Genomic DNA, 26,438 nt, shown 5'->3' with positions numbered 1-26,438 from the left:
GACCTCTGCCTTAGGCACCCAGCCCGACCAAATCGCCGCCGCATAGGGGCGCGCCGGCGATGCGCGGCGGCCTCCGGCCTTGGCTCCGCGCAAGGAAAAGGGGGCCATGTGGCCCCCTTCTTTTTCAACAATTGGCTGATCTTACCAAGCGCCGTGCCGGTCCAACTCGCCCCGCAGCTCGGCGCCGAAATCGAGCGCCGTGGCTTTCGGCTTCGTCACCAGCGAGACCACCACGAACAGCGCCACGGTCAGGCCCAGCACGCTCAGCGCCAGCACCGGGTTGAACACGCTCACCCCTTGGATCATCGCCATCCACACGGCCAGCGCCGCGCCGCCGAGAATCGAGGCCAGCGCCCCCGCCGCCGTCGCCCGGCGCCAGAAGAAGGCGCCGACGATGGCCGGCACGGTGACCATCAGACCCGCCGCCGACAAGGCCGCCAGTTGGTCGACGATCTGCGCCTTCTGCACCGCAAAAAGCGCGGCGAACAGGATCACCAGGATCACCACCACGCGGCCCGTCAGGATCTGCGCCGAGGGGCGCGCGTCCTTCAACACGTCCCGCGCCACCATCGAGGCAAGGGTCAGCGCGATGGAATCCAGCGTCGAGATCGCCGCGGCGAGGATGCCGAGGATCAGCAGCACCGCCACCGGCACCGGGATCGCGCCCGAGGTCAGCAGGGCGGGCGTCGCCGTCGCCGTGTTCTCCAGCCCCGGCGCCAGTTGCAACGCCGCAAAGCCCCAGGTCACGGCGATCAGTGTGAACACCAGACCGAAGCCCAGCACCCAGAAGATCATCCGCTTCATCGAGGCCATGTCCTTGAGGATGAACAGCCTTTGGCTGACCTGCGGGTTCGAGATCGCGAAGAAGAACCAGGGCAGCGACAGGGCGATAAAGGTGTTGAGGCTCCACAGACCGGGGCCGGGGACCGTCAGGCGCTGGGCCTGCGTCTCCATGCTGACACGCGCGAATTCGCCCCAGCCGCCGATGGCCGCGACGGCAAACAGGATCGCCAGCACCGCCGAGACCAGCATCACCACCGCCTGCACCGCATCGGTCCAGGCGACCGAGCGCAGGCCCGCGAACAGCGTCCAGATCGCCGCCAGCAAAGCACCGGTAGCCACGGCCTCGACCAAGGAGATTTCACCGCCGGTCACACCCGACAGCAGCAAGCCGATCCCCGCCATCTGCGTCGTGCAATAGGGCATCAGGAACACAAGGCCGACCAAAGCCGCCGCCCGTGCCACCCAGACGGAGCCATAACGCGCGCCCAGCATCTCGGCCGGCGAGATGAAGCCCCAGCGCTTTGCTGCCAGCCAGAAGCGCGGCGCGAAGATCACCAGCAGGCCGAGGCCGGCGAAATAGATCAGCTCGAAGCCCAAGGCCCCGATGCCGCCGCGATAGGTCAGGCCGGTGAGGACCACCAGCATGAAGGCCGAATAGGTCGTCGCGGCATAGGACAGCCCCGCCACGACACCGCCGAAATTGCGGCTGCCGAGGTAGTAATCCTCGGCCGTGCCGGCGTTTTCACGGGTCGCGCGCCACGCAAGGAACAAGCCGAACAGGGTGAAGACCGCAATCGCGGTCCAGATCGTCAGGGGCGACAGCATCAGCGATCCCTCCAGCCTTTGACACCGGCCGCGATGACCACGATCACCGCTACGCCGAAGGCCAGCCAGAACAGGGTGGTGAACCAGCCCTCATGCCCGGCCAGCACGCCATAGGGCACCGCACCGCCCAGAACCACCAATACCGCCAGCACCGCCAGCCACGGGCCGAAGCCCCCGCGTCTGTCCATTCCCTGATCCTCCATGCCCGCTTTACGGGATGGGGTGGTGTAGGGGCGAGACCCCATCGCTGCAAGTGCGAAACGGCTTTACTGTTGATTTTGTTGTATTTTTTACTATGTGGTCAATCAATTTCCGGCGCCGGGCGCAGGGGATTTGCATCTGCGGGACAGGGGCGCTACATCCGCCTCAGCCAACAGCGGAGACCGCCATGATCCTCTATCCTGCCATCGACCTGAAAGACGGCCAATGCGTGCGCCTGTACAAGGGCGCGATGGAAAAGGCGACGGTCTTCAATGACGATCCGGCAGCCCAAGCCAAGGCCTTTGCCGATCAGGGCGCGGAATGGATCCATCTCGTTGATCTCAATGGCGCTTTCGCCGGCAAGCCGGTCAATGCCGAGGCCGTCGAGGCGATCCTGAAGACGGTCAAGGTGCCCTGCCAGCTGGGCGGTGGCATCCGCGACATGGCCACCATCGAGGCTTGGCTCTCGAAGGGGCTGGCGCGGGTGATCCTCGGCACCGTGGCGGTCGAGAATCCGGACCTCGTGCGCGAGGCCGCGCGGGCTTTCCCGGGGCAGGTGGCCGTGGGGATTGACGCGCGCAAGGGCCTCGTCGCGACCAAGGGCTGGGCCGAGGAGACCGACGTCAAGGTCACCGAACTCGCCATCGCCTTCGAGGACGCGGGCGTCGCTGCGATCATCTACACCGACATTGACCGTGACGGCGCGATGCAGGGCCCGAACGTTGAAGCCACGGCCGAGCTGGCCTGGGCGACCTCGATCCCGGTCATCGCCTCGGGCGGGGTCTCGCGGCTGGAAGACCTGATCGCACTGAAGGAAACCGGCGCGCCCCTGAACGGCGCGATCTCGGGCCGGGCGCTCTATGACGGCAAGCTGGACCTTGCCGAGGCACTGGCGGCGCTGAAAGCCTGACAGCGGCCTTCCAAGGCGCATAGGGCGGCTTGGAATGTCAGGCGATTGGCTGTCTGACATCCCTTCCGTTCCAATTTTTCCTGAGCATTGCCAGAGCCTTCCCCCGCCGCTAGGCTTCGCGCGACACCCGGTGCGCGTGACAGGAGCAGGGCAGAGCATGGCGGCAGGCGGCATTACGCGCAGCATGCGCAACAACGTCCTCGCCGGGGTGCTGATCGCGCTGTTCGTGCTCACCATCTGGCAGAGCGCGACGGCGGTGCCCACACTGGGGGCCCATGGCATCCTCGCGGATTTCGACGCCTTCTACATCACCGGCCAGCTGGTCCTCGACGGTCGCGCGGCCGAGGCCCATGACGTCGCCCGCATGGCGGCGATCCAACGTGAGTTGACCGGCCAACAGGCCTTCATGCCCTGGACCTATCCGCCGCAATTCGACCTTCTGGTGGCGCCGTTGCCCCTGCTGCCGAGGGGGATCGCCTATGCGCTGTTCACCCTGTCGACGCTGACGCTGTTCCTGTGGCTTCTGGCCCGGCTGGCCGGTCCGTCGTTCTTTGCGGTGCTGCTGGCCGGGGCGCTGCCAATCTATATCAACGCCTCGATCGGCCAGAACGCCTTCCTCACCGGCGCGCTGATCGCCGGTTTCCTTTGTCTGACATTGCGCGGCAGCCGCTGGGCGGGCCTGCCGCTGGGCCTGCTGGTGATCAAGCCGCACCTCGGCATCGGCGTGGGCTTGCACGCGCTGCTGCGGGCGCGGTGGGCGGTGCTGGCGCTGGCCGTGGCGGTGGCCGTGGCGCTGGGGCTGCTGGCGACAGCGGTGCTGGGGCCGCAGATCTGGGCCGCCTTCGGACAGGGCGTGGACAGCGCCCGCGCGGCACTCAGCGCGGATTTCTACCCCTTCGTGCGGATGACCTCGCTCTACGCGCTGCTCTACAGCCTCGGCGTGCCCGCCGGCGTGGCCATCGTGGCGCAGGGGGCCTTGGCGCTGACGGCCTGCGGCGCGGTCGCCGTCACCCTGCGCAAAGGCTTGCCGCTGCGCTGGACCCTCGCCACGGCCTGCTTTGCCTCGACCCTGATCAGCCCCTATTTCTACGATTACGACATGGTGCTGGCTGTCGTCGGCGGGGCGCTGGTGGCGGGCGACGTCCTCGTCCGGACGCAACTGTCCGAGCGTATCCTGCTGTTGGCCTTGAGCTGGGTCGCCGGCGGCTGGGGCCTGATCCACGCGCTCGGCACCATGGGGCAATCGCTGGACGAGCGCGCGCAGGGCTTGCAAGCGCTCGTCTCGTTCGGCGCGGTGGCCTATCTGATCCTGCTGGGCCTGTTGATCTGGATCTTGCGCCGAAAGGACCCGCGATGACCCTTCCCGGCTGGCTCGACCATCCGCGCCCGGTTCCCATTGCCCATCGTGGCGGCGGGCTGGAGAACGAGGAGAACACGCTTCCCGCCTTCGCCCATGCCGTCGGCCTCGGTTACCGCCATCTGGAGACGGACGTTCGTCTGACATTGGATGGCGAGGTGGTGGTGCATCACGACGCCACGCTCGCCCGTCTGACCGGCGACCCGAGGCGTATCGATCGGCTGACCTGGGCCGAGTTGAAGCGCCTGCGCACCCATGGCGGCGCCGCGATCCCCCGGCTGACCGAGGTGCTGGAGGAATTCCCCGACACGCTGTTCAACATCGAACCCAAGGCGCCGGATGTCGTCGAGCCCCTCGCGCAGGTGATCCGCCGTGCCGGGGCTATCGAGCGCTTCGGAACCGGTTGCTTCGACCCGCGCCGCACGGCCCGTCTGCGGGGCTTGCTGGGCGACGGTATCAGCTGGTCGCCGGCCCATCGCGGGGTGTTGGGCCTCTGGCTGCGCGGCTGGGGCCTGCCGATTTGGCATGGGCGCTTCCCGGTTGTGCAGGTGCCGCTGGCGTTCCGGGGGATCCGAGTGGTGACGCCGCGTTTCCTTCGCGCGGCGCATGCGCGGGGGGTACAGGTTCAGGTCTGGACCGTGGATGACGAGGCCGAGATGCGGCAGCTTCTGGACATGGGCGTCGACGGGATCATGACCGACCGGCCGACGCTGCTGAAGGCGGTGTTGCAATCGCGGGGCGAATGGAGGGAAGCGGATGCTTGAAGGCATAAGGATCGTTGAGATCGAGGGACTGGGACCGGGCCCCTTCGCCGCGATGACATTGGCCGATCTGGGGGCCGAGGTGATCTGCGTCCAGCGCCCCGATGGCCCGCCGTTGCCGGGTCTTCCTGAGACGAACCTTCTGGACCGCGGCAAGAAGACCATCGCGCTGGACCTGAAATCGCCCGATGACCGCCCGGTGCTGGAGGCGCTGATCCGCTCGGCCGACGGGCTGATCGAGGGATTCCGCCCCGGCGTGATGGAACGGCTGGGTCTGGGGCCTGAGGCCTGCCACGCTTGGAACCCGCGCCTCGTCTACGGGCGGATGACCGGCTGGGGGCAGGACGGCCCGCGTGCGCTGCAGGCGGGGCATGACCTCAATTACATCGCGTTGTCGGGGGCCCTGTGGTATGCCTCGCCGCCCGGGCAGCCGCCGGTCACGCCGCCGACGCTGGTGGGCGATATCGGCGGGGGCGCTATGTACCTTGTCGCGGGGATGCTCGCGGGGCTCATTCGCGCCGGACGGACAGGGCAGGGGACGGTGGTCGATGCCGCCATCGTCGATGGGTCGGCGCATATGATGGCGCTGTTGATGCTGATGCGTTCGGGCGGGATGTTCCGGGCGCAGCGCGGTTCCTCGATCCTCGACGGACCACATTGGTCGCGCAGTTATGAATGTGCGGATGCAGGATTTGTGTCAGTCCAATGCCTTGAGCCGAAGTTCTACGCCGAGTTTTTGTCGAAAATGTCCCTGTCTGCGGATCCGGCATTTGCCAGACAAAACGATCCCGCCAGCTGGCCCGAGGCAACGCGGCGCCTGACCGAGATCTTCGCCGCCGAACCCCGCGATCACTGGACCGCGTTGTTCGCGGGCTCGGATGCCTGCGTCGCGCCGGTGCTGACACCCGAGGAGGCGCTGGCCGATCCGCATCTCGCCGCGCGGCAGACCTGGGCGCAGGTGGACGGTGCTTTGCAACCCCGGCCCGCGCCGCGCTTCGATGGCCAGGCGCGTGAACCCGCCCCGGCCCCGCGACGCAATCAACACCGCGACGAGATCCTGAAAGGGCTGAACCTCAGATGACGACCCTGGGCAAACTCTCGTTCTGGTACGCCGATATCGGTCTGCCCGAGACCCGGCGCCCCGCGCTTCAGGGGCCGGCCGAGGCCGATGTTGTCATCATCGGCGCGGGCTATACCGGCCTCTGGACCGCCTATTATCTGAAGCAGCAGGACCCCGCGCTGCGGGTGACGATCCTCGAGAAGAATTTCGCAGGCTACGGCGCCTCGGGACGGAACGGCGGCTGGCTTTCGGGCGGCTTCGCGTGGAACCATGAGCGCTATGCCGAGACGACGTCGGTCGAGGCCGTACGCCGCATGGTGCAGGCGATGATGGGCACCGTGGACGAGGTCATCCGCGTGGCCGAGGTCGAGGGGATCGACGCCGATATCCGCCGCTGCGACGAGCTGATGGTGGCGACCAATCCGGCGCAGATGGAGCGTCTGCAGGCCGAGATCAAGCACCGCGCCAATTGGGGCGAGGGCGGGCGCGTCTTCACCATCGGCGCCGAGGAAACCCGCGCCCGCGTCGCCATCCCCGATGCGCAGGGCGCGATGGTGGTGACCGGCACCGCGCGCATTCAGCCCGCCAAGCTGGTGCGCGGTCTGGCCGCGGCGGTCGAGCGGCTGGGCGTCACGATCCACGAGGCCTCCGAGGTCACCCGCATCGCGCCCCGCCTTGTGACGACGCCCGCAGGCGAGGTCCGCGCGCCGATCATCCTGCGCTGCACCGAGGGCTTCACCGCGACCCTGCCGGGGCTGCGGCGCAAATGGCTCCCGCTCAATTCGGCGCAGATCGCGACCGAGCCTTTGTCGCCGGAAATCTGGGCACAGATCGGCTGGGACGGGCACGAGATCCTCGGCGATTTCGACCATACCTATTGCTATTGCCAGCGCACGCGCGAGGGGCGGATCACCGTCGGTGCGCGCGGCGTGCCCTATCGCTTCGGCTCGAAGATCGACCGCGACGGCACGCCCGATGCCGAGACGGTGCGGCGGCTGACGGCGATCCTGCACAAGCATTTCCCCGCCGCGCGGCAGGCGAAGATCGACCATGCGTGGTGCGGCGTCCTCGGCGTGCCGCGCGATTGGTGCGCGACGGTGGGGCTGGGCGCAGACGGGATTGGCTGGGCCGGTGGCTATGTCGGCACCGGGGTCAGTACCTCGAACCTGGCGGGTCGGACGCTGGCCGATCTGGCGCTGGGGAAGCGGACGCCGCTGACCGGCCTGCCTTGGGTCAATCGCCGCGTCAGCCAATGGGAGCCGGAACCCTTCCGTTGGCTGGGCGTCCGCGCGATGTACAAGCTCTTCGCCATGGCGGATCGCAGCGAGGCCGCAGGGGGACCGCCGTCACGACTGGCGGCTATCGGCAACCGGCTGACGGGGCGCGGCTAACAGGCCACGCTCAACGCGCGCGATTGTTTCGGACGGGTCGGGAAGGCGCGCGGGTAACATCCTTTCGTGACATTCCCGCATCAGGGTAATTCCGCAATTCATATTCATCTTTGATAGGGTCTTTCCAAAATGAAAGACTCGCATTAGGGAGCGTGCCGGACTACCGATTGCGACCCTTTCCCTCTGGTTTCAGACCGTCCCGCCATGAACCTTTCGAAGTTTACGGACTACGCCTTCCGCAGTTGCCTCTATCTGGCGACGCGCCCCGGCACCCTCGTGTCGATCGGCGAGATCGCCCGGGCCCACGAAATCCCGCTCAGCAGCGTGATGAAGGTCGTCAACCAATTGGTGGACGGCGGGATCCTTTCCAGCACGCGCGGGCGGGCCGGAGGGGTTGAGTTGGCAAGACCGGCCGCGGACATCACCATCGGCGAGATCGCCCGGCTGATGGAGAATGACGGCCCGATCGTCGATTGCACCAGCTGCCTGATCGAGGATCGCTGCGGAGTCTTTCCGGTGCTCGATGTGGCGAAGGCTGCGTTTTACACCAGCCTCGACCAGATCTCGCTGGAGCGCGCGCTGCGGTCGCATGCCGAATGCGCGCCAGTGCTGTTGGAGCGTGCCAGCATGGTCGGCCAGCGCGCCCCGGTAACGGCCCCCAGCGCGACGCTTTAAGCGCGCGGCGCCGGCATCCGGTCCGGGGCAAAGCTGCTGTCTGGCAGGCCGGGCAACATGTCGATCAGGCTGCTGATATGACGCCGGGCGGCGCTGTCGGCCTCCTCGGGGTTCCCCTTGGCCACCGCGGCGATCAGCGCCGCACGCGCACCGCGGCCGGGCGGGCGTTTCAGCCGCAACTGCGCCCGGATCAGATGGACCTGCAAGGTCGGCAGCAGGCGCTCCAGCTCGGCATTGCCGGCCAGCTGGGTCAGCGCGCGATAGTAGCGGGCGCGGGCACGGGGGCGGTCATCGCCTTCGGCCGCGTCGTACTCGGCGGTGGCGGCCAGCAGGGTGGCGGGATCCGACCCTTGCGCGACGGCCTCGGCTGCCTGCCGGGCCACCAGTCCCAGCAGCAGCTCCGTCACCCGCAGCACATCGGCGGCGGCGCGGCGGCTGAGGAAGCGGATTTGCGTGCCCCGATGCGGCATTTGCACCACGATCCCCGAGGCCGCCAGTCGCGACAAACCCTCGCGCACCGTCGAGCGGCCAAGGTTGTAGCGCGCCATCAGATCGGGTTCGGCCAGCCGCTGGCCCGGCACGAAGCGGCCCTCGGCAAGGCCCTGCAACACGTCGCGCACCAGCGCCTCGGGGCCGGAGGTCGGGCTCACCGCTTCACCATCTCCCAGGCGACCTCGGCCAAGGGGCCTGCGACCTTGCCCATCTCGGCCGCGCGGGGGTCATTGGCGGTGCCGTCCTGCGCGCGCTTGGCGATGCCCTGCACGATGGCGGCAATGCGGAACAGGCTGAGAATGACGTAAAAGTCGAAGTTCTCGGGCCTCTCACGCCCGGTCTTGCGGCACCAGAGGTTGATATACTCGTCTTCCGTAGGGATGCCGGTGCCGCTCAGATCGACCCCGCCGAGGCCCCGGAAGATCCCCGGCGCGATGCGCCAGACCATGACGTTGTAGGCGAAATCGGCGAAGGGATCGCCCAGCGTCGACAGCTCCCAATCGAGCACGCCCAGGACGCGTGGCTCGGTCGGATGGAACATCAGGTTGTCCAGCCGGAAGTCGCCATGGGCGATGCGGATCTCCTCGGGCGCGGCCGGCATGTTCTGCGGCAACCAGTCGATCAGGTTGTCCATCGCCGCGATCTTGTGCGTCTCCGAGGCATGGTATTGCTTGGTCCAGCGCGAGACCTGCCGCTCCACATAGCCACCTTGCCGTCCGTAATCGCCCAGGCCCACGGCCAGAGGATCAACCATCGAGATCTTGGCGATGGCATCATTCATGGCGTCAAAGATCGCCGTGCGTTCCGGCGCAGTCATCTCGGGCAGGCGCGGGTCCCACAGGGTGCGGCCTTCCAGATGCTCCATGACGAAGAACATGGAGCCCATGACGCTCTCGTCCTCGCACAGGCCCAGCATCCGGGGCACGGGCACATCGGTCTGCCCCAGCGCCTTCATCACCCGGTATTCGCGGTCGACCTGATGGGCCGAGGGCAGGGTCTTGCCCACGGGTTTCTGTCTGAGGACATAGGCGCCCGAGGCCGCGTCGATCCGCCAGGTCGGGTTCGATTGCCCGCCCTTCAGCCGGGTCAGGGTCAGCGGACCGCGATAGCCCGCCACATGCTGCGCCATCCAGGCATTGAGTTCGGCCTCGGCCATGACATCCCCTCCCGCTTTCGGCGAAGTTTGGCGGGGCGTCGGGACATCGTCAAGCCAGATCGTCAGACGATCTTGTCAGAACGGAAAGGCCTCGCTAGGCTGCCTGCAACGGAGGAGGACATCATGGTACCCGACAAGAGCGCCCGCGTGCTGGATTACGAGGCCCGTCTCAAGGCCTTCATGGACGAGCATATCTATCCCAACGAGGCCGAGTTCTTCCGCGAAGCCGAGGAGTTGGGCCCTTTCGCGATCTACCCGATGTTCGACCGGCTGAAGCCCAAGGCGCGCGAAGCGGGCCTGTGGAACCTGTTCCTGCCCGACAGCGACAAGGGCGCCGGCCTCTCCAATGTCGAATACGGGTATCTGTGCGAGATCATGGGCCGCAGTTTCCTCGCGCCCGAGGTCTTCAACTGCAACGCGCCCGACACCGGCAACATGGAGGTGATCGAGCGCTACGGCACCGAGGCCGACAAGGAGCGCTGGCTGAAGCCGCTGCTCAATGGCGAGATCCGCTCGTGCTTTGCCATGACAGAGCCCGCCGTGGCCTCGTCGGATGCGACGAACATTCAGGCCGAGATCAAGCGCGACGGCGATCATTACGTCATCAACGCGCATAAATGGTACACGACCGGCGCCTCGAACCCGAAGACGAAGATCTGCATCTTCATGGGCAAGACCGACCCCACGAACCCGGATCGGCACAAGCAGCAATCGATGATCCTCGTGCCGATGGACACGCCGGGCATCACCGTCCTGCGCTCGCTGCCGGTGTTCGGGTATTACGGCGTGCCGGACCGGGCCTCGGAAGTGCTATTCGAGAACGTGCGCGTCCCGGCCGAGAATATCCTGCTGGGGGAAGGGCGGGGCTTCGAGATCGCGCAAGGCCGCCTTGGGCCGGGCCGTATCCACCATTGCATGCGTACGATCGGCATGGCCGAGCGCCTGCTGGAGATCATGATCGACCGCTCGCTGCAGCGCGTGGCCTTCGGCAAGCCGGTCGCCGAACAGGGCGTCACGCGGGAGCGTATCGCCGAGGCGCGGATCATGATCGACCAGTGCCGCCTGCTGACGCTGCATGCGGCGCACAAGATGGACACGGTCGGCAACAAGGAGGCCAAGGCCGAGATCGCCATGATCAAGATCGCCGCGCCGAACATGGCCTGCAAGATCGCCGACTGGGCCATTCAGGCCTGCGGTGGCGGCGGCACCGGCAATGATTTCGGCACGGCGCTGGCCTATGCCGGCCTGCGCGCCCTGCGCTTGGCCGATGGCCCGGACGAGGTGCACCGCGACCAGCTGGCCCGGATGGAAGTGAAGAAGCGCAAGGGGCTCAACCACCCCGGCTGGGCGCCCTTCGTGACCAACCGCGGCCGGAACCCCGCGCTCGACGGCTGATCGCGCTTTCACTTTGTCAAAAATACTCCGGGGTCGGGGGCAGAGCCCCCGTCCGTCCTCGGGGCCGGGAGGAACCATGGGACAATTCACGGGCAAGACCGCCATCATCACCGGCGCCGCGGGCGGCATCGGCCGGGCGACGGCGCTGTTGATGGCGCGGGGCGGGGCCTCGGTCGTCGTGGCCGATGTGCAGGCCGGGGCCGAGGAGACCGCGGCCATGGTGCGCGACGCGGGCGGCCGGGCCGAGGCCGTGGTCACCGATTGCGCCACCGATGCGGGCGTGCAGGGGATCGTCGCGCGGGCGCTGGAGGTCTTTGGCGCCATCGACATCCTGCACGCCAATGCCGGGATCACCGGCGGCCTGATGCCCAAGCTGGACACCGCCAGCGCCGATTTCATGGAGGTGATGCGGATCAACCTTCTGGGCCCCTGGATCGCCATCCGCGAATGCCTGCCGCATATGGGGCAGGGCGGGGCCATCGTCTGCACGGCCTCGGTCGCGGGGCTGCGGGCCGGGGCGGGGCCGATTCCGTATTCGGCCTCGAAAGCCGGGGTGGTGAGCCTCGTGCAGACCACGGCCATGGCGCTGACCGGGCGCGGGATCCGCGTCAACGGCGTGGCGCCCGGGCTGATCGAGACGCCGATGACTGCGCCGCTGTTCGACGATGCGCGGGCGCGCGGGCGCGAAGACCGGATCGGCCAGTTGAACCCGCTGCGCCGGGGCGGGCAGGCCGAGGAGATCGCCGAGGCGGTCGCCTTCCTGGCCTCGGATGCGGCGTCTTACGTGAACGGGCAGGTTCTGGCAGTGGACGGGGCTTTGTCCGCGCAATTGCCGTTCACGCCGAAATGGTCGCTGTGACCGGGTGAGGGGTTTCGCCCTCGTCCGGCATGCCTCCGGCACGCAGGCCTTGGGCGACGGAAGAAGGGGGGCTCTGCCCCCCTCGGCCTGCGGCCTCTTCCGGCGGTGCCACGGGCACCGCGTTCGCGGCTGAAACGCTCCACCGGAGCGTTTCCGAGACGCCGCTCACCCCCCGGGATATTTTCGGAACGAAGATATTGAGGGGAGCGGGCGGCGGCGGTTCTGCCTTTGTGCGTGACGGCGGCGGGGCTGCGTGGTAGCGCCGGGATATGGACAAGCTGCCCTCGAAATCCGACCTCGCCCAATGGCTCAACGACCAGCCCGGCCACCCGACCATGCGCGAGGTGGCCCGGGCCTTCAGCATCAAGTCGGGGGCGGCGAAGATCGACCTCAAGGCGATGCTGAAGGAGCTGGAGCGCGACGGCCTCTATGAGCGCCGCAAGCGCCGGACGCGGGGCGGCGGTGTGCCGCCCGTCGGCATCATCCGCGTCACCGGCCCCGATGCGCAGGGCGACTTGCTGGCGGAGCTGGCCGAGGAAGATTCCGAGCCCGTCCGCATTCTGGTGATCGAGCGCAAGGGCCAGCCGGCCATGGGCGCGGGTGACCGGGTGCTGGCGAAGCTGGTGCAGGTCAAGGGCGTCTGGCAGGCGCATCCGATCCGCAAGCTGCAATCGGGGCCGCGCACGGTCTTGGGCATCTACCGCGCGGGGTCGGAATTCGGGCGCATCCTGCCGATCGACAAGGGCGCGGATCTGGAATTCCTCGTGCCCCGGACCGATAGCGGCGGGGCGAAGGACGGCGAACTCGTCGAGGCCGAGCAGACCTCGAAGGCGCGCATGGGCCTGCCCCGCGCGCGCATCGTCAACCGGCTGGGCGACCCCGGTGCGCCGAAGGCCGTGAGCCTCATCGCCATCCACCAGCACGGCATCCCCGACCATTTCCCCGATGAGGTCATCGCCGAGGCCGAAGCCGCGCCCGAGCTGCCCGCGGGCAAGCGCGAGGACCTGCGCGGGTTGCCGCTGTTGACCATCGACCCGTCCGACGCGCGCGACCATGACGACGCCGTCTGCGCCGCGCCCGATCCCAAGCAGCCCGGCGGCTTCATCGTCTGGGTCGCCATTGCCGATGTCGCTTCCTATGTCCGGCCGGGCTCGGAACTGGACCGCGAGGCCCGCAAGCGCGGCAATTCCAGCTATTTCCCCGACCGCGTGGTGCCGATGCTGCCGGACCGGCTGTCGGGCGATCTGTGCTCCCTGCACGAGGGCGTCGACCGCCCGGTGCTGGCCGTCGAGATGAAGGTCTCGGCGCAGGGTGAGAAGACCTCCCATCGCTTCGTGCGCGGCTTGATGAACTCGCGCGCGTCCCTGTCCTATGAGCAGGCGCAGGCCGCGTTCGAGGGGAGGCCCGATGAGCAGAGCGCGCCTTTGGCCGAGGGGCTGGGGCATCTCTATGACGCGTGGAAAGCCACGCTTCATGCCCGCGCCGCGCGCCAGCCGCTGGATCTGGACCTGCCCGAACGCCGCATCGTGCTGAACGACGCGGGCGAGGTGACCTCGGTCGCCTTCAAGGACCGTCTCGACGCGCATAAGGTGATCGAGGAATTCATGGTGATGGCCAACGTCGCCGCCGCCGAGGAGCTGAACGCCCATCGCTCGTCCCTGCTGTTCCGCGTCCATGAGGAACCGACGGTCGAGAAGATCGAGGCCCTGCGCGAGGTGGCGCAGGGGGCGGGGCTGACGCTGGCCAAGGGGCAGGTGCTGCAAACAAGGCATCTGAACAAGCTTCTGTCGGATGCCGAGGGCAGCGAGTTCGACGAGCTGATCAACATGGCCACCCTGCGCTCGATGACGCAGGCCTATTACGCGCCGGAGAATTTCGGCCATTTCGGCCTCGCCCTGCGCAATTACGCGCATTTCACCTCGCCGATCCGGCGCTATTCCGACCTCATCGTCCACCGCGCGCTGATCAAGGCCCACAAATGGGGTGATGACGGGCTGACGGATTGGGATATCGAGAACCTCGCCGAGACGGCGGTGCAGATCTCGGAGACCGAGCGCCGCTCGATGGCGGCTGAGCGGGACACGACTGACCGCTACCTTGCCGCCTTCATGGCCGACCGGATTGGTGCCGTGTTCAAGGGGCGGGTCAGCGGCATCGCGCGCTTCGGGCTGTTCGTGAAGCTGGATGAGACCGGCGCGGATGGTCTGGTGCCGATCCGCTCGCTCGGCGACGAGTATTTCCGCCACGATCAGGACACCCAGACCTTGACGGGCGAGAAGACCGGCACCGTTCTGGGGCTGGGGCAACGCGTGGTGGTGAAGCTGGCCGAGGCCGAGGCGATCACCGGCGGCGTAGTGCTGGAGCTGCTGGAAGTCGACGGCGCGCCGATGGCGCGGGCGCGGCGCAACGGGCGCTCACGCGGGCCGATCTCGCGCAAGGGGGCGGCCAAGAAGGCGGGCAAGATCGCCGCGCGGAAAAAGCGCGAGCGGAAACGCTAAAACCGGGCGGGGGAGAGCGCGGGTTGAGGGGCTTCGCCCTCCAGTGCGCGGCTGACCAGCTCCGCGGTCAGGGGCGCCAAGGTCAGGCCGATATGGCCATGGCCGAAAGCGCAGATCAGGCCGGGGAGGGCCGTGCCGACCACGGGCAGGCTGTCGGGGATCGACGGGCGCAGGCCCATCCAGCGGCGTGAGGGCGGCGGCAGATCGGGGAAGACCGAGCGTACGCCCTGTTCCAGTTTTTCCCAGCGATGCGGGGATGGCGGCGCGCCGATCCCGCCGAGTTCCACCGTCCCGGCGGCACGAAGACGGCCCTTCATCGGCGTGAAATAGAAGCCTTTTGCGACCGGGCAGGTCGGGCGGGTCAGGGGCTCGATCCCATCGAATTCAAGGTGATAGCCGCGTTCGGCGGTCAGGGGGATCTTGACCCCGAGGGGGCGCAGCAGGGGCGCGGACCAGGCGCCGGCGGCCAGCACGACGGCCTCGGCGCTGAAGGGACCGCGGTCGGTGTCGATCTGCCAGCCCTGCGGCTTTGGGGCCAGCGACAGGGAGCGGGCGTCGATGCGGTGCGCGCGGGTCGAGGCGGCGAGGCGGGTCAGAACGGCGGCGGGATCGTCCAGCCAGAGTGTGCCGGGAAACAGTGCAGCGCCGGCGAAACGGCCCTCGGGCAAGGCGGGTTCGAGGGCGTGCAGCGCGGGGGCGTACAGCATCTCGACCGCGGCGCCGAGGGCTTGGCGGGCCTTCATCGCTTCCGCGCCACGGGCCAGAGCCTGCGGGCTGTCATAGGCATAGAGCGCGCCGCGATCATGCAGCAGCGCATCCAGCCCCAGCGCGGTGATCAGGGCGCGCCAGCGGGTATCGGCATCGAGCGCGATCCCGGCCAAGGCCTGCCGGTTGCGCTGGGCGGCAACGGGCAGCGACTGGCGGGCGAAACGCAGGAGCCACGGCACCAGCGACAAGGCCGAGGGGCGGTGGATCGCCAGCGGGCTGTCGGGGTTCAGCAGCAGGTTCGGCGCGTCGCGCAGCACGCCCGGCGTGCCGACGGGGTCCAGCGCATAGGTGGCGATGGTGCCCGCATTGCCGGTCGAGGCGCGGTGGGGTTCCTCGGCGGGGGCGATGACCATGACGTCATGGCCCTCGAGCGCGAGGCGATGCGCCGTTGTCAGTCCGATGATCCCGGCCCCGACGACGGCGATCTGCATCAATAACCCTCGGCCCGGTTCACGACGTGTAGCAGCGGCTCGCCATCGCGCAGGCGGCGTAGGTTCTCGGCCACGACGCGGGCGGCGGATGTCGGGCGCGTTTCGGCGGCGATATGGGGCGTGACAGTGACGTTGGGATGGGCCCAGAACGGGTGATCCTGCGGCAAGGGCTCGATCCGGAAGACATCGAGCGTGGCCTGTCCGACCTGACCCGTCTCCAGCGCGGCCAGCAGGGCCTCGTCGTCGATCAGGGGCCCGCGACCCGGATTGATGATCGCGGCGCCCTTGGGCAGCCAGGACAGGGTCTCGGCGTTCAAGGTGTTCTCGGTGCCGGGGGTCGAGGGCAGCAGCAGCACGACGATCTGCGCCTGCTCCAACACGCGGCGAAGGCCCTCGGGGCCGTGGTGGCAGGTGATGCCGGGCACGTCCTTGGCGGTGCGGCTCCAGCCCAGAACGGGGAAGCCCAGACCCGCCAACGCCTGACCACAAGCCGCCCCCAGCGCGCCGAGGCCCAGCATCGCCACCGGGCGCTCGCTGGCCAGCGGGGGCACGACGACCTCCCAACGGTCCTGCGTGGCCAGCACCCGGTCGAGGCCGATATGCGCCCGCATCGCATGGCCGACGACATAGTCGATCATGCCCTGCGTCAGTCCGGGATCGACCATTCGGCACAGGGGCTGCGTCAGGCTTTGGTTGCCGACGATCTTCTCCACCCCGGCCCAGAGGCTCAGGACGGCGCGGCAATTCACATAGGGCGCGAAATCGTCATTCGTGGTCCCGGCCGAGGCATTGGTCGGGGCGTAGATCATCGCCTCGACCTCGGCCGGATCGGCGTCGAGGACCAGATCGATCTCCAGTCCGGCCTCGTCGATGGCGGCGCGCAGGGGCGCTTCCCAGATGGGCCAGCGCGACTCGCCGGCTGCGAACAGAACTTTCATGCCGTCTCCCTCAGGCTTCTTCCCGATGTCGGTCAGGATTTCTCACGGGGCCTGTGGATGCAGGCGGATTGGACGAGGCCGAAGCCGATCAGGATCATCAGCATGGCCGAGCCGCCGTAGCTGACCAGCGGCAGCGGCACGCCGACGACCGGCGCCAGCCCCATCACCATGGCCATGTTGATGGCGAAATACAGGAAGAAGTTGCCGGCGATGCCGAGGATCAGCAGCGAGGCATAGCGGTTCTTCGCCTGCATCGCCGCGATCACGCAGGTGACGATGATCCCGATATAAAGCGTCAGCAGGAAGACCGAGCCGATGAAGCCGAATTCCTCGGCCAGGGTGTTGAAGATGAAGTCGGTGTGCTTCTCGGGCAGGAAGTTCAGGCGGGACTGGGTGCCCTGCATGAAGCCACGCCCGGACCAGCCGCCCGATCCCAGCGCGATCATCGCCTGATTGATGTGATACGAGCTGCCCAAAGGGTCCAAGGTTGGGTCGAGGAAGGCGTCGATGCGGCGGAACTGGTAGTCGCGCAGCAGTTGCCACGACGTCCCGCGCGACATGAAGACGGCGGTGACGAGGCCCACGCCCAACCCGATGACCGCACCGAAGTACCACAGCGAGACCCCGGCGAAGAACATCACCATGCCGCCCGCGCCGATGATCATCAGCGCCGTCCCGAGGTCCGGCTGGATCAGCACGAGGAAGGCGGGAACGACGATCAGAAGCACGGCCACCAGCACCCAGAACGGATGCGAGACGCGCTTGATATCCAGCCAGTCGTAATAGGCGGCCATCATCATGACGATGGAAATCTTCATCATTTCAGACGGTTGCAGCCGGATCGGGCCCAGCTCCAGCCAGCGCTGGGCGCCCATGCCGACGGTGCCGAAGAATTCCACGCCCAGAAGCAGCACGAAGGAGACGGCGTAGCCCATCACCGACATCGAGCGCCAGAACCACAGGGGCACGAACCCGATGGTGAACATCACCGCCAACGACAGGCCGAAGCGCTGCATCTGCGGCTCGGTCCAGCGGTCGAAATTCCCGCCCGACACGGAATAGAGCTGCAGGAAGCCGATCGAGGCCACCGCCGACAGCAGCAGCACCAGCGCCCAGTTCACATAGAGCACCTTGCGCAGGCCCGAGGGCGAGCGTTTGACGTTGTACTCAAGGTAGCTCATGCGCTCTCCGATCTAGGCGCGGCTGCGGGCGTCGTCTGGCGTGGCGGGGGGGCCGATCTGCTCGGAGATCGTGCGGATCATCGATTCGATGCGGTTGCGCTGGGCCGAGGGGTAGGCCTCGACCGGGGGCAGGCCACCGTTCTGCGCGGCAAGAATGATGTCGCGCGCAATCGGCGCGGCAACCGACGAGCCACCGCCACCGTGTTCCACCACCACGGACACGGCATAGCGCGGGTCGACATCGGGGGCGTAGCAGACGAACAGCGCATGGTCGCGGCGGTTCCAAGGCAGCTCGGACTGGCTGCGGATCCCGGCGGCACGCTCGGCCGCGGTGATCGAGAACACCTGACTGGAGCCGGTCTTGCCGGCCAGCCGCATGGCCTCGGCCACGATACGCGAGCCGAAGGCGGTGCCGCGCTGCGAGTTGGAGACCTCCCACATGCCGCGCTGCACCTGTGCCAGATTGGCCGGGTTCAGGCCCAGAGGCGGCTGGTCGGGGATCGGCTGTTCGATATCGTCGACGGCATGGACAAGGCGCGGCATGATTGCCCGGTTGGTTGCCAGACGGCAGGTCATCACCGCCAGCTGCAGGGGCGTCGCCAGCACATAGCCCTGACCGATGGAGGCGTTGATCGTGTCGCCGATCACCCAGTCGGCCCCGCGCCGGTCGCGTTTCCACTCGCGTGAGGGGTTCAGGCCGGACGAGACGCCGGACAGGGGCAGGTCGTAACGGATGCCGAGGCCGAGGCGTTCGGCCATGGCGTTGATCAGGTCGATGCCCACGCGCTGCGACAGGTCGTAGAAATACACGTCGCAGCTTTCGGCCAGCGCCGAGGTGATGTTGACCCGGCCATGCCCGCCGCGGTTCCAGCAGTGGAATCGGCGGCCCGCGGCTTCCAGATAGCCCGGGCAATAGACGCGTTCATCGGGCGTGGTGAGCCCCGCTTCGAAGGCAGCCAGCGCCGTGACCATCTTGAAGGTCGAGCCGGGCGGATAGGCGCCCTGAACGGTCTTGTTCGACATCGGCCGGTGGTCATTGTCCCGCAACGCGCTGTACTCCGCGACCGAGATGCCGCGGACGAAGAGGTTGGGGTCGAACGACGGGGCGGAGGCCAACGCGAGGATGTTGCCGGTCTGGATCTCCATCACCACGGCGGCGGCGCTGTCCTCGCCCAGTCGGGCCAGCGTGAAGGCCTGCAGGCGGCGGTCCAGCGTCAGCTGGATGTTCGAGCCGGGATCCCCCTCTTGCCGGTCAAGCTCGCGCATCTCGCGGCCGACGGCGTTGACCTCGACCCGGCGATGTCCGGCCGAGCCGCGCAGGGTTTCCTCGTATTCCCGCTCGACCCCGATCTTGCCGATCTGGAAGCGGGGGATCATCAGCAGCGGGTCCGGGTTCTCGCGCGCGGCGAGATCGGCCTCGGAAACCGGGCCCACATACCCCACCGAATGCGCGAATTCCGCGCCATAGGGGTAGAAGCGGGTCCAGCCGACCTCGGGCGTGATGCCGGGCATGGCGGGGGCGTTGGCGGCGACGCGGGCGACCTCTTCCCAGTTGAGCTGGTCCATGATCGTCACCGGCACGAAGGGGCGATGACGCATGATCTCACGCTCGGCGCGTTCGATGTCCTCGGGCGTCAGCGGCACCAGCTGCGCCAGCCGTTCCAGCGCCGCGCGGGGTTCGCCGGCATCCTCGCGCACCAGAACGATGCGGTAGTTCTGGACGTTGCCCGCCAGCAGCGCGCCGTTGCGGTCGACGATCATGCCGCGCGCGGGGGGCAGCAGCCGGATGTTGATCCGGTTCTCGTCGGCCAGCAGGCGGAATTCCTCGGACTGGCCCAGCTGCAAGGACCGCATGCGCAGCACCAGAACGCCAGCAAAGACCATCTGCGCGCCGCCCAGCAGGGCAGCCCGGCGCGAGATCTTGCGCGCGCTTTCCTCGTTGTCCTTGGGCGGTCTCTTCATAGCTTGCGACCCAGTTCGTCGACTTCGCCGGTGGCGGGCTTGCGCACGCGCAGCACGGTCTGCAACACCCAGACCATCAGCGGATAGGTGAGGATTGTGACCGCAAGTTTGACCGCACTCAAGTCGAGCGGGTCACGCGGCACCATCACGATCATGAGCGCCAGCCGGTAGGCGATGCTCATCGCCACCATCACGGCGCCGACCATGGCCCATTCCAGCAGCAGGTTCATCTCGCGCACGACCGATTGGCGACGGCGCAGGAATTCCGAACCGACGACCACCGCCAGCGCCCAAAGGCCGGGCGGACGCATGACGAACAGCCCCTCCACAAGAAACACCAGCGCGATGGCGAGGACCGGCAGGTGGCTGGGGCGGCGCAGGACCCAGGCGAGGGGCAGCCCCAGCAGGAAGTCCGGTGCAGGCCAGCCCGAATCGTTGGTCAGCGGCAGGATGCGTGCCATGATGATCGCGGCGGCGATCAGCAGGTAGAGGCCCAGATAGGCCAGGGTGTCGAGGCGCCAGCTTTCATTCATCGCGGGCCTCACTCATTGGCGGGGGCCGCATCGGGATCGGTGCCGGGCGCAAGGCCGGGCGTCGGCACGGCGGGGATCGGCGCCAGCGGGTCCTCGGCCGTGCCGGGGGTGCTGCGCGGCATCGGCGCGCCGGTCGCCGGGTCCAGCGGCGTTCCCAGCGCATCGACCGGGCGCAGGAGGGTGCCGGTTTCCTCGATCCGCTCGGCCGGGCGCGACCGCAGCACACGCAGGAAGTCGAGCCGCCCGTAATCCGCAGCCAGCCGCACGCGCAGGCGGCCATCGGTGGCCATCACCACCTCGCCGACCAGCAGACCCGGCGGGAAGACCCCGCCATCCGAGGCGCTGACCACGCGGTCGCCGGGGCGCAGGGCCTCGGGGTTCTCGACGAAATCCAGCGCGGGAAGGGGGGTGTTGTCGCCCGAGATCAGCGCGCGCTGGCCCGAGGGCTGGATCAGCACCGGCACCCGGCTGTTGGAATCGGTGAGCAGGATCACCCGCGAGGACCGATCGCCCACGCCCGCGATCCGTCCAGCAAGGCCGAGGCCATCCATCACCGCCCAGCCATCGACGATCCCGTCGCGCTGACCGACGTTCAGCAGCACCGACTGGCGATAGGGGCTGCCGGCATCGGCCATGACCACGCCGGTGACATGCGTGAGCTGCGGGTCCAGCCGCACCTGTGCCATGTCCAGCAGTTGGGCGTTGCGCTGCTCCAGCTGCAGCGCGGCTTCGCGCCAGGCGCGCATCTGCTGCAGCTCGCGGCGAAGTTCCTGGTTTTGTTCATAGATCCGCGCGTAGGAGCGGAAATCCTCGATCATCCGGGCGACGCGGGTGACCGGCGCCATGGCCCAGTCCATGTTCGGCACGACAGCGTCCACGACAGCGGTGCGGAAACGCTCGATCCTTGGGCTGTCGATGCGCCAGAGCAGGAAGAGGCCAAGCAGCAGCAAGACCAGCACGCCGATAACCAGTCGGCGCACCGGGCGGACATAATCGGCCTCGTTGCTGCGATCGCTAGGCACGGCCTTCTCTCATCGGGACCCCGTGAGGGTCAGCTTTCGTAATCGATGGCGTGGCGCAGCTGCTTCTCGTATTCCAGCGCCTTGCCGGTGCCGAGAGCCACGCAATTGAGCGACTGGTCAGCCACGGTGATGATGAGGCCGGTCTGCTCGCGCAGCGCCAGATCCAGATCGCCGAGCAGCGCGCCGCCGCCCGTGAGCATCACGCCGCGGTCGACGATGTCGGCCGCCAGATCGGGCGGGGTGGTTTCCAGCGCGATCATCACCGCTTCGCAGATGGTCTGCACGGTTTCGCTGAGCGCCTCGGCCACTTGGCCCTGGGTGATCTCGATTTCCTTCGGCACGCCGTTCAGCAGGTCGCGGCCGCGAATTTGCATGACCTTGCCGCGGCCGTCGTCCGGCATGCGGGCGGTGCCGATGGTGGTCTTGATGCGCTCGGCCGTCGATTCCCCGATCAGAAGGTTCTGATGGCGGCGCAGGTAGCTGATGATCGCCTCGTCCATGCGGTCGCCGCCGACGCGGACCGAGCGCGCGTAGACGATGTCACCCAGCGACAGCACGGCCACCTCGGTGGTGCCGCCGCCGATGTCGACGACCATCGAGCCGGTCGGATCGGTGATCGGCATGCCGGCGCCGATGGCGGCTGCGATGGGTTCCGAGATCAGGCCGGCGCGGCGGGCGCCTGCGGACAGAACCGACTGACGGATCGCGCGTTTTTCCACCGGCGTCGCGCCATAGGGCACGCAGACGATGACCTTCGGCTTCGAGAAGGTCGAGCGTTTGTGCACCTTGCGGATGAAATGCTTGATCATCTCTTCGGCCACATCGAAATCGGCGATGACGCCGTCGCGCATGGGGCGGATCGCCTCGATCGAGCCGGGCGTACGGCCCAGCATCAGCTTGGCGTCCTCGCCCACGGCCAGAACCTGCTTGCGCCCGTCCTTGACGTGGTAGGCCACGACCGACGGTTCGTTCAGGATGATGCCTCGGCCCTTGACGTAGACCAGCGTGTTCGCGGTCCCAAGGTCGATCGCCATATCCGACGAAAAGAGGCCAGTCAGTCCCAACATGTGGTGCGTGTCCCATAGCATGGAAGGCCCCCGCTGAGGGGCGGGGGCGAGCGCGGCCCTTATAGGCCCGCAAAGCCCATGGCGTAAAGGCCCCCGGCCCGCCGGATCGGCGCATATCTGCCGCGATTGCAGTCACGAAGTCCTGAAGGCCTGCATGCCGCGAAAGCAGGCATTGCCGGCGCGCGCGGAGCAGGCGAGGGTGGCGCCATGACCACCCGCTCCGAACGCCTGCTTGCCGTGTTGCAGATCCTCCAGCGCCACCGCCGCCCGCTGGCCGCGCAGGCCATCGCCGAGGAGACCGGTACCTCTCTACGTACCGTCTATCGCGACATCGAGGCGCTGCGCGCACAGGGCGCGGTGATCGAAGGCGAGGCGGGCGTGGGCTACATCCTGCGGCCGGGCTATCTGCTGCCGCCCCTGATGTTCACCCGCGACGAATTGGAGGCGCTGGTGCTGGGTGCCCGACTGGTCGCGGCGCGCGCGGACCCGGCTTTGGCGAGTGCGGCGGGCAAGGCCTTGGGCCGGATCGGCGCCGTGCTGCCTGAGGAACTGCGCTTCTTCGTCGACACCTCGCCCCTGCTGGTGCCACCGCGTCTGCCGGGGGCGGCAGGTGGCGCGATGGCCGCCCTGCGCGAGGCGATGCGCGAGGAGCGCAAGGTCGCCCTGCGCTATCGCAGCCTTGCCGGCGAGGAGACGCGCCGCGTGGTCTGGCCGGTGGCCTTGGGGTTCTTCGAGAGCGTGCAGATGCTGGTCGGCTGGTGCGAGCTACGCGGCGCGATCCGGCATTTCCGCGAGGACTGCATCGCCGCCTGCGAGATCCTCCCCGACCGCTTCCCCCGCCGCCGCCACGCCCTGCTGCGCGACTGGCGCGAGAGCGAGCGGATGCGCGCTGCTGACAGAAGCTGACACTCACCCCTGCGATACCGGCCTCGCAACCAAGGAGGCTTTCATGTCCATCGACCCGCTTTTCATCCTCTATGTCTCGGATCCCGACGCCAGCGCGCGCTTCTACGGGCAGGCCTTGGCCGCCCCGGTGATCTTCCAGTCGCCGACCTATGCCATGCTGGCGCTCGGCCCCTCGGCCAAGCTGGGCCTCTGGCGCGAAGGAGACGTGGCGCCCGCGGCCTCGATCCGTCCGGGCGGCGGCGAGCTCAGCTTCACCGTGCCCGACCGCGCCGCGCTGGAGGCCCTGCGCGACCGGCTGATCGCCTCGGGCGCGCCGCTGTTGCAAGAGATCACCGCGATGAGCTTCGGCGAGGGTTTCGTGGTCGCCGACCCGGACGGCCACCGCCTTCGCCCCTATGTCCGCGCGGCGGCCCCGCAATGAGCGCGCGCCACTGGATCGCCGTCGCCTGCGCCGAGCATGTGGCCATCGGCCGGGCGGGCGGCTTCATGCAGGTCAACCACGGCAAGGAGGCGCCCCTGCGGCGCCTCCGGCCCGGTGATCGCGTGGCCTATTACTCGCCGCGCGAACGGATCAAGGACGGCGCGCAGGTGCAAAGCTTCACGGCGCTCGGCACGGTGGCCGAGGGGGCGCCCTATCCCGGCGTGATGGGCGGCGGCTGGACCGCCTTTCGCCGCGATGTTCATTGGGAGCCGGTGGGCTTCGCGCCGATCCGGCCGCTTCTGGATCATCTGTCTTTCGGCGGCCAGCACTGGGGCGCGCCCTTCCGATACGGCCTGTTCGAGGTCACGGCCGAGGACATGGCGGTGATCACGCAGGCGATGCGCGGGGTGTGAGGCGGACGCCACGCCACGCTTGCCACGGGCCGGGCGCTGGAGGATGCTGCGCGAAAACGGGAGGAGCTACCATGAAAACCACGATTCTCGCCGCCGCCGCGCTGCTGATGACCGCCGGGGCCGCGCTGGCCGATCCGGCCGAGGGCCGTTGGCGCACGCAGCCGGATGACAACGGCAATTACGGCGTGATCCAGATGTCGATGTGCGGCGACACGCTCTGTGGGACGCTGATCGAGAGCTACAACGGCTCGGGCGCGGCAATGCAGTCGGCCAACAACGGCCGCCAGATTGTCTGGGACATGGAGCCGCGCGGCAACGGCCAGTATCGCGACGGCCAGATCTATGCGCCCGACCGTGATCAGACGTATCGGTCGCGCATGGACCTCGCGGGCGACCAGCTGACGGTGGCCGGCTGCGTGCTGTTCATCTGCCGCGACCAGACCTGGACGCGCGACTGATCCGCCACGCGGTGCGTACCGGCACGCATCCTAAATCCACCGCGTTTGCGCAGGTTCCGGGTCGCGTCTTGTGGCCCGGATCCGGCAGGGTGAGGCCCTGAGCAACACCGGGAGTCCCCTCCATGTCCGGCCGCGACTGGCTGCGCCTGATCCTTCTGTCCGTCCTCTGGGGCGGCTCGTTCTTCTTTGTCGGCGTGGCAGTGCCCCATCTGCCGCCCTTCACCATCGTCTTGGCCCGTGTCGGCTTCGCCGCGCTGGTGCTGGCCGCGGCACTGCCTTTGCTGGGCCTGCCCTTTCCCAAGGGCCGCGCAGCCTGGACCGCGCTGGCGGTGATGGGCCTTCTGAACAACGTCATTCCCTTCAGCTTCTTCGTACTGGCGCAGGGGCAGATCGGCTCGGGCCTCGCCTCGATCCTGAACGCGACGACGCCTCTCTGGGGCGTGGTGGTCGCACATCTGGCGACGCAGGACGAGAAACTGACCCGCGCACGCCTTGCTGGCGTGCTGGCGGGTTTCGCCGGTGTCGCGGTGATGATGGGATCGGGCGCGATCCATGGCACCTTCTGGGCGCAGGCCGCCTGCCTCGGCGCGGCCTTCAGCTACGCGTTGGCGGGCGTCTGGGGACGCCGCCTGCGGGTCTTCGCCCTGCCGCCGCTGACGCTTGCCTTCGGTCAGGTCAGCTGCGCCGCACTGATGCTACTGCCGCTCGTCGCCCTGCGTGAGCAACCCTGGACGCTGGCCTTCCCCGGTTGGGGCGTGATGGCCGCGCTTCTGGGGCTGGCGGTTCTGTCGACCTCGTTCGCCTATGGGCTCTACTTCGGTCTGATCGCCAGCGCGGGCGCGGTGAACGCCTTCCTCGTCACCTTCCTGGTGCCAGTCAGCGCCATTGCGCTTGGCATCGCCTTCCTTGGCGAGGCGCTTCTGCCGCGGCATGTGGCGGGGATGGCTCTGATCGCGCTGGGGCTCGTCATCCTCGACGGGAGGGTCTGGCGGTGGGTGCGGGCCAAAGGGGGCTTTCCGCCCCCTCTGGACACCCCCGAGGATATTTAGAGAGCAAAGATACAGGGGCACGACGCCGGCCCCATCTTTACTCCACAAATATCCTGGGGGTGAGGCGAAGCCGAGGGGGCAAAGCCCCCTGCGACCTCCCCGCAAGGGCTCAGGCAAGCAGCAACGAGACCCGGCGGTTCTGCTTGCCCTTTTTCTCGATCTTGCCCAGCGTCACCGGGCCGATCTCGGCCGTCGAGCGGACATGCGTCCCGCCACAGGGCTGGAGGTCGATCTGCTCATCCTCGGTGCCGATCCGCACGAGGCGCACGCGGCCCTGACCCATCGGCGGGCGAACCGACATCGTCTTCACAAGGTCCATGTTCGCCTCCATCTCCTCATCGGTGATCCAGCTCTCGGACACGGAGAGGTCGCGGGCGATCAGCGCGTTCAGCTGGGCCTCGAGCGCGTCCTTGTCCTCGGGCGCTTCGGGCATGTCGAAATCGAGCCGGCCCTTTTCGGCCCCGATGGCCCCGCCCGAGACGGGCAGGGGGATGACCACCGACAGAAGGTGCAGCGCGGTATGGACCCGCATGTGGCGATACCGGCGTTCCCAATCCAGTTCCATCGTCACCTCGGCGCCTTCGGGCGGGGTGGGGGCGCCCTCGGCGAGGATCAGCGCGACCTCGGTCGCTCCTTCCTTGCGGGTATTCGCCACCTCCAGCCGCTGCCCGTCCCAGTCCAGCCAGCCGGTGTCACCCGGTTGCCCGCCACCCTGCGGATAGAAGACCGAGGCGGCGACGACCAGCGCGCCGTCCTCGGTGATGCGGGTCACGGTGGTGGTGCACTGGCGCAGATAGGCATCCTTGCGGAACAGGGGATCGGTCATCGGGGTTGTTGCTCGCGGAAATTGATGTCGCTTTGGTCGACGGATTGCCCGGCCAGATCCGAGCGGTCGCGGTCAGGGCGCGGCTGCGGCTGGTCGGGGG

General features: G+C 68.1%; 26 protein-coding genes. 14 read left to right on the top strand and 12 right to left on the bottom strand.

Annotated elements, in window-relative coordinates; all coding sequences use genetic code 11:
• Positions 1-141 precede the first annotated feature (141 nt).
• Both BCY78_RS14225 and BCY78_RS14220 read right to left on the bottom strand, forming a co-directional pair.
• Positions 142-1,608, bottom strand: coding sequence for a sodium:solute symporter (locus tag BCY78_RS14225; RefSeq protein WP_083195042.1), 1,467 nt, complete (start codon positions 1,606-1,608; stop codon positions 142-144).
• Entirely contained in the window at positions 1,608-1,796 is a 189-nt protein-coding gene (locus BCY78_RS14220; RefSeq protein WP_068303063.1) for a hypothetical protein, read from the bottom strand. Before BCY78_RS14220 ends, BCY78_RS14225 begins: the two co-directional genes overlap by 1 nt.
• A 200-nt stretch (positions 1,797-1,996) precedes the next feature.
• Between BCY78_RS14220 and hisA the strand changes: the two genes are divergently transcribed.
• From hisA to BCY78_RS14190, 6 genes are all read left to right on the top strand, one after another.
• The gene (gene hisA / locus BCY78_RS14215) at positions 1,997-2,719 is read left to right on the top strand and encodes a 1-(5-phosphoribosyl)-5-[(5-phosphoribosylamino)methylideneamino]imidazole-4-carboxamide isomerase (RefSeq protein ID WP_068303062.1); all 723 of its coding nucleotides are present in this window, start codon (positions 1,997-1,999) and stop codon (positions 2,717-2,719) included.
• A 184-nt stretch (positions 2,720-2,903) separates the two neighbouring features.
• A complete protein-coding gene (locus tag BCY78_RS14210) occupies positions 2,904-4,076 on the top strand; it encodes a glycosyltransferase family 87 protein (protein ID WP_068303264.1) in 1,173 nt (390 codons plus the stop codon).
• Positions 4,073-4,840: a glycerophosphodiester phosphodiesterase gene (locus tag BCY78_RS14205; RefSeq protein WP_068303060.1), complete on the top strand. Its 768-nt coding sequence runs from the start codon at positions 4,073-4,075 to the stop codon at positions 4,838-4,840. The genes BCY78_RS14210 and BCY78_RS14205 overlap by 4 nt, the downstream gene beginning before the upstream one ends.
• The gene (locus tag BCY78_RS14200) at positions 4,833-5,918 is read left to right on the top strand and encodes a CaiB/BaiF CoA-transferase family protein (protein ID WP_068303058.1); all 1,086 of its coding nucleotides are present in this window, start codon (positions 4,833-4,835) and stop codon (positions 5,916-5,918) included. Before BCY78_RS14205 ends, BCY78_RS14200 begins: the two co-directional genes overlap by 8 nt.
• Entirely contained in the window at positions 5,915-7,288 is a 1,374-nt protein-coding gene (locus BCY78_RS14195) for an FAD-binding oxidoreductase (RefSeq protein ID WP_068303056.1), read from the top strand. The genes BCY78_RS14200 and BCY78_RS14195 overlap by 4 nt, the downstream gene beginning before the upstream one ends.
• 204 nt (positions 7,289-7,492) lie before the next feature.
• A complete protein-coding gene (locus BCY78_RS14190) occupies positions 7,493-7,963 on the top strand; it encodes an Rrf2 family transcriptional regulator (protein ID WP_068303053.1) in 471 nt (156 codons plus the stop codon).
• Here the strand turns inward: BCY78_RS14190 and BCY78_RS14185 are convergent.
• Positions 7,960-8,613: a GntR family transcriptional regulator gene (locus BCY78_RS14185; protein WP_068303051.1), complete on the bottom strand. Its 654-nt coding sequence runs from the start codon at positions 8,611-8,613 to the stop codon at positions 7,960-7,962. The genes BCY78_RS14190 and BCY78_RS14185 overlap by 4 nt on opposite strands.
• Positions 8,610-9,611: a phosphotransferase gene (locus BCY78_RS14180; RefSeq protein ID WP_068303049.1), complete on the bottom strand. Its 1,002-nt coding sequence runs from the start codon at positions 9,609-9,611 to the stop codon at positions 8,610-8,612. Before BCY78_RS14180 ends, BCY78_RS14185 begins: the two co-directional genes overlap by 4 nt.
• Positions 9,612-9,734: 123 nt before the next feature.
• Here BCY78_RS14180 and BCY78_RS14175 point away from each other — a divergent pair, with 123 nt between their 5' ends.
• The 3 genes from BCY78_RS14175 (at position 9,735) to rnr (ending at position 14,363) form a co-directional block, all read left to right on the top strand.
• Positions 9,735-11,006 carry an acyl-CoA dehydrogenase family protein gene (locus tag BCY78_RS14175; protein ID WP_068303046.1) on the top strand — a complete coding sequence of 424 codons (1,272 nt, stop codon included), beginning with the start codon at positions 9,735-9,737 and terminating at the stop codon, positions 11,004-11,006.
• Between the two features lie 76 nt (positions 11,007-11,082).
• Positions 11,083-11,865 carry an SDR family NAD(P)-dependent oxidoreductase gene (locus BCY78_RS14170; protein ID WP_068303044.1) on the top strand — a complete coding sequence of 261 codons (783 nt, stop codon included), beginning with the start codon at positions 11,083-11,085 and terminating at the stop codon, positions 11,863-11,865.
• 269 nt (positions 11,866-12,134) lie between these two features.
• Complete coding sequence (gene rnr / locus BCY78_RS14165; protein ID WP_068303042.1) at positions 12,135-14,363, top strand: ribonuclease R; 2,229 nt, start codon at positions 12,135-12,137, stop codon at positions 14,361-14,363.
• Here rnr and BCY78_RS14160 read toward each other — a convergent pair.
• Genes BCY78_RS14160 through BCY78_RS14130 form a run of 7 tightly spaced genes read right to left on the bottom strand, consistent with a single transcriptional unit; the run spans position 14,360 to position 22,265 of the window.
• Positions 14,360-15,562 carry an FAD-binding oxidoreductase gene (locus BCY78_RS14160; RefSeq protein WP_068303038.1) on the bottom strand — a complete coding sequence of 401 codons (1,203 nt, stop codon included), beginning with the start codon at positions 15,560-15,562 and terminating at the stop codon, positions 14,360-14,362. The genes rnr and BCY78_RS14160 overlap by 4 nt on opposite strands.
• Complete coding sequence (locus BCY78_RS14155; RefSeq protein ID WP_068303029.1) at positions 15,562-16,500, bottom strand: glyoxylate/hydroxypyruvate reductase A; 939 nt, start codon at positions 16,498-16,500, stop codon at positions 15,562-15,564. Before BCY78_RS14155 ends, BCY78_RS14160 begins: the two co-directional genes overlap by 1 nt.
• A 32-nt stretch (positions 16,501-16,532) precedes the next feature.
• Positions 16,533-17,681, bottom strand: coding sequence for a rod shape-determining protein RodA (gene rodA / locus BCY78_RS14150; protein WP_068303028.1), 1,149 nt, complete (start codon positions 17,679-17,681; stop codon positions 16,533-16,535).
• Between the two features lie 12 nt (positions 17,682-17,693).
• A complete protein-coding gene (gene mrdA, locus BCY78_RS14145; protein ID WP_068303027.1) occupies positions 17,694-19,643 on the bottom strand; it encodes a penicillin-binding protein 2 in 1,950 nt (649 codons plus the stop codon).
• Positions 19,640-20,176, bottom strand: coding sequence for a hypothetical protein (locus tag BCY78_RS14140; protein WP_068303025.1), 537 nt, complete (start codon positions 20,174-20,176; stop codon positions 19,640-19,642). The genes mrdA and BCY78_RS14140 overlap by 4 nt, the downstream gene beginning before the upstream one ends.
• 8 nt (positions 20,177-20,184) lie before the next feature.
• The gene (gene mreC, locus BCY78_RS14135) at positions 20,185-21,198 is read right to left on the bottom strand and encodes a rod shape-determining protein MreC (protein ID WP_068303023.1); all 1,014 of its coding nucleotides are present in this window, start codon (positions 21,196-21,198) and stop codon (positions 20,185-20,187) included.
• A gap of 29 nt (positions 21,199-21,227) precedes the next feature.
• On the bottom strand, positions 21,228-22,265 hold the full coding sequence (locus BCY78_RS14130) for a rod shape-determining protein (RefSeq protein WP_068303021.1): 1,038 nt from the start codon (positions 22,263-22,265) through the stop codon (positions 21,228-21,230).
• 207 nt (positions 22,266-22,472) lie between these two features.
• On the opposite strand from BCY78_RS14130, the gene BCY78_RS14125 reads away from it, so the two are divergent.
• From BCY78_RS14125 to BCY78_RS14105, 5 genes are all read left to right on the top strand, one after another.
• Positions 22,473-23,171 carry a YafY family protein gene (locus tag BCY78_RS14125; RefSeq protein ID WP_068303019.1) on the top strand — a complete coding sequence of 233 codons (699 nt, stop codon included), beginning with the start codon at positions 22,473-22,475 and terminating at the stop codon, positions 23,169-23,171.
• Positions 23,172-23,214: 43 nt separating this feature from the next.
• Positions 23,215-23,592, top strand: coding sequence for a VOC family protein (locus BCY78_RS14120; RefSeq protein ID WP_068303017.1), 378 nt, complete (start codon positions 23,215-23,217; stop codon positions 23,590-23,592).
• Complete coding sequence (locus tag BCY78_RS14115; RefSeq protein WP_068303015.1) at positions 23,589-24,005, top strand: EVE domain-containing protein; 417 nt, start codon at positions 23,589-23,591, stop codon at positions 24,003-24,005. Before BCY78_RS14120 ends, BCY78_RS14115 begins: the two co-directional genes overlap by 4 nt.
• A 71-nt stretch (positions 24,006-24,076) precedes the next feature.
• The gene (locus BCY78_RS14110) at positions 24,077-24,463 is read left to right on the top strand and encodes a DUF2147 domain-containing protein (protein ID WP_068303012.1); all 387 of its coding nucleotides are present in this window, start codon (positions 24,077-24,079) and stop codon (positions 24,461-24,463) included.
• A gap of 122 nt (positions 24,464-24,585) precedes the next feature.
• Positions 24,586-25,512 carry a DMT family transporter gene (locus BCY78_RS14105; protein ID WP_068303010.1) on the top strand — a complete coding sequence of 309 codons (927 nt, stop codon included), beginning with the start codon at positions 24,586-24,588 and terminating at the stop codon, positions 25,510-25,512.
• Positions 25,513-25,621: 109 nt separating this feature from the next.
• Here the strand turns inward: BCY78_RS14105 and BCY78_RS14100 are convergent, their stop codons facing one another.
• Complete coding sequence (locus tag BCY78_RS14100) at positions 25,622-26,338, bottom strand: alanyl-tRNA editing protein (protein WP_068303008.1); 717 nt, start codon at positions 26,336-26,338, stop codon at positions 25,622-25,624.
• Between the last annotated feature and the right edge of the window lie 100 nt (positions 26,339-26,438).

Origin of the sequence: Pararhodobacter sp. CCB-MM2 (assembly GCF_001691415.1) — a bacterium.
Taxonomy (GTDB): Bacteria; Pseudomonadota; Alphaproteobacteria; order Rhodobacterales; family Rhodobacteraceae; genus Pararhodobacter.
The sequence above is the reverse complement of the archived record's forward strand: the minus strand, read 5'-3'. Positions and strand labels throughout refer to the sequence as shown.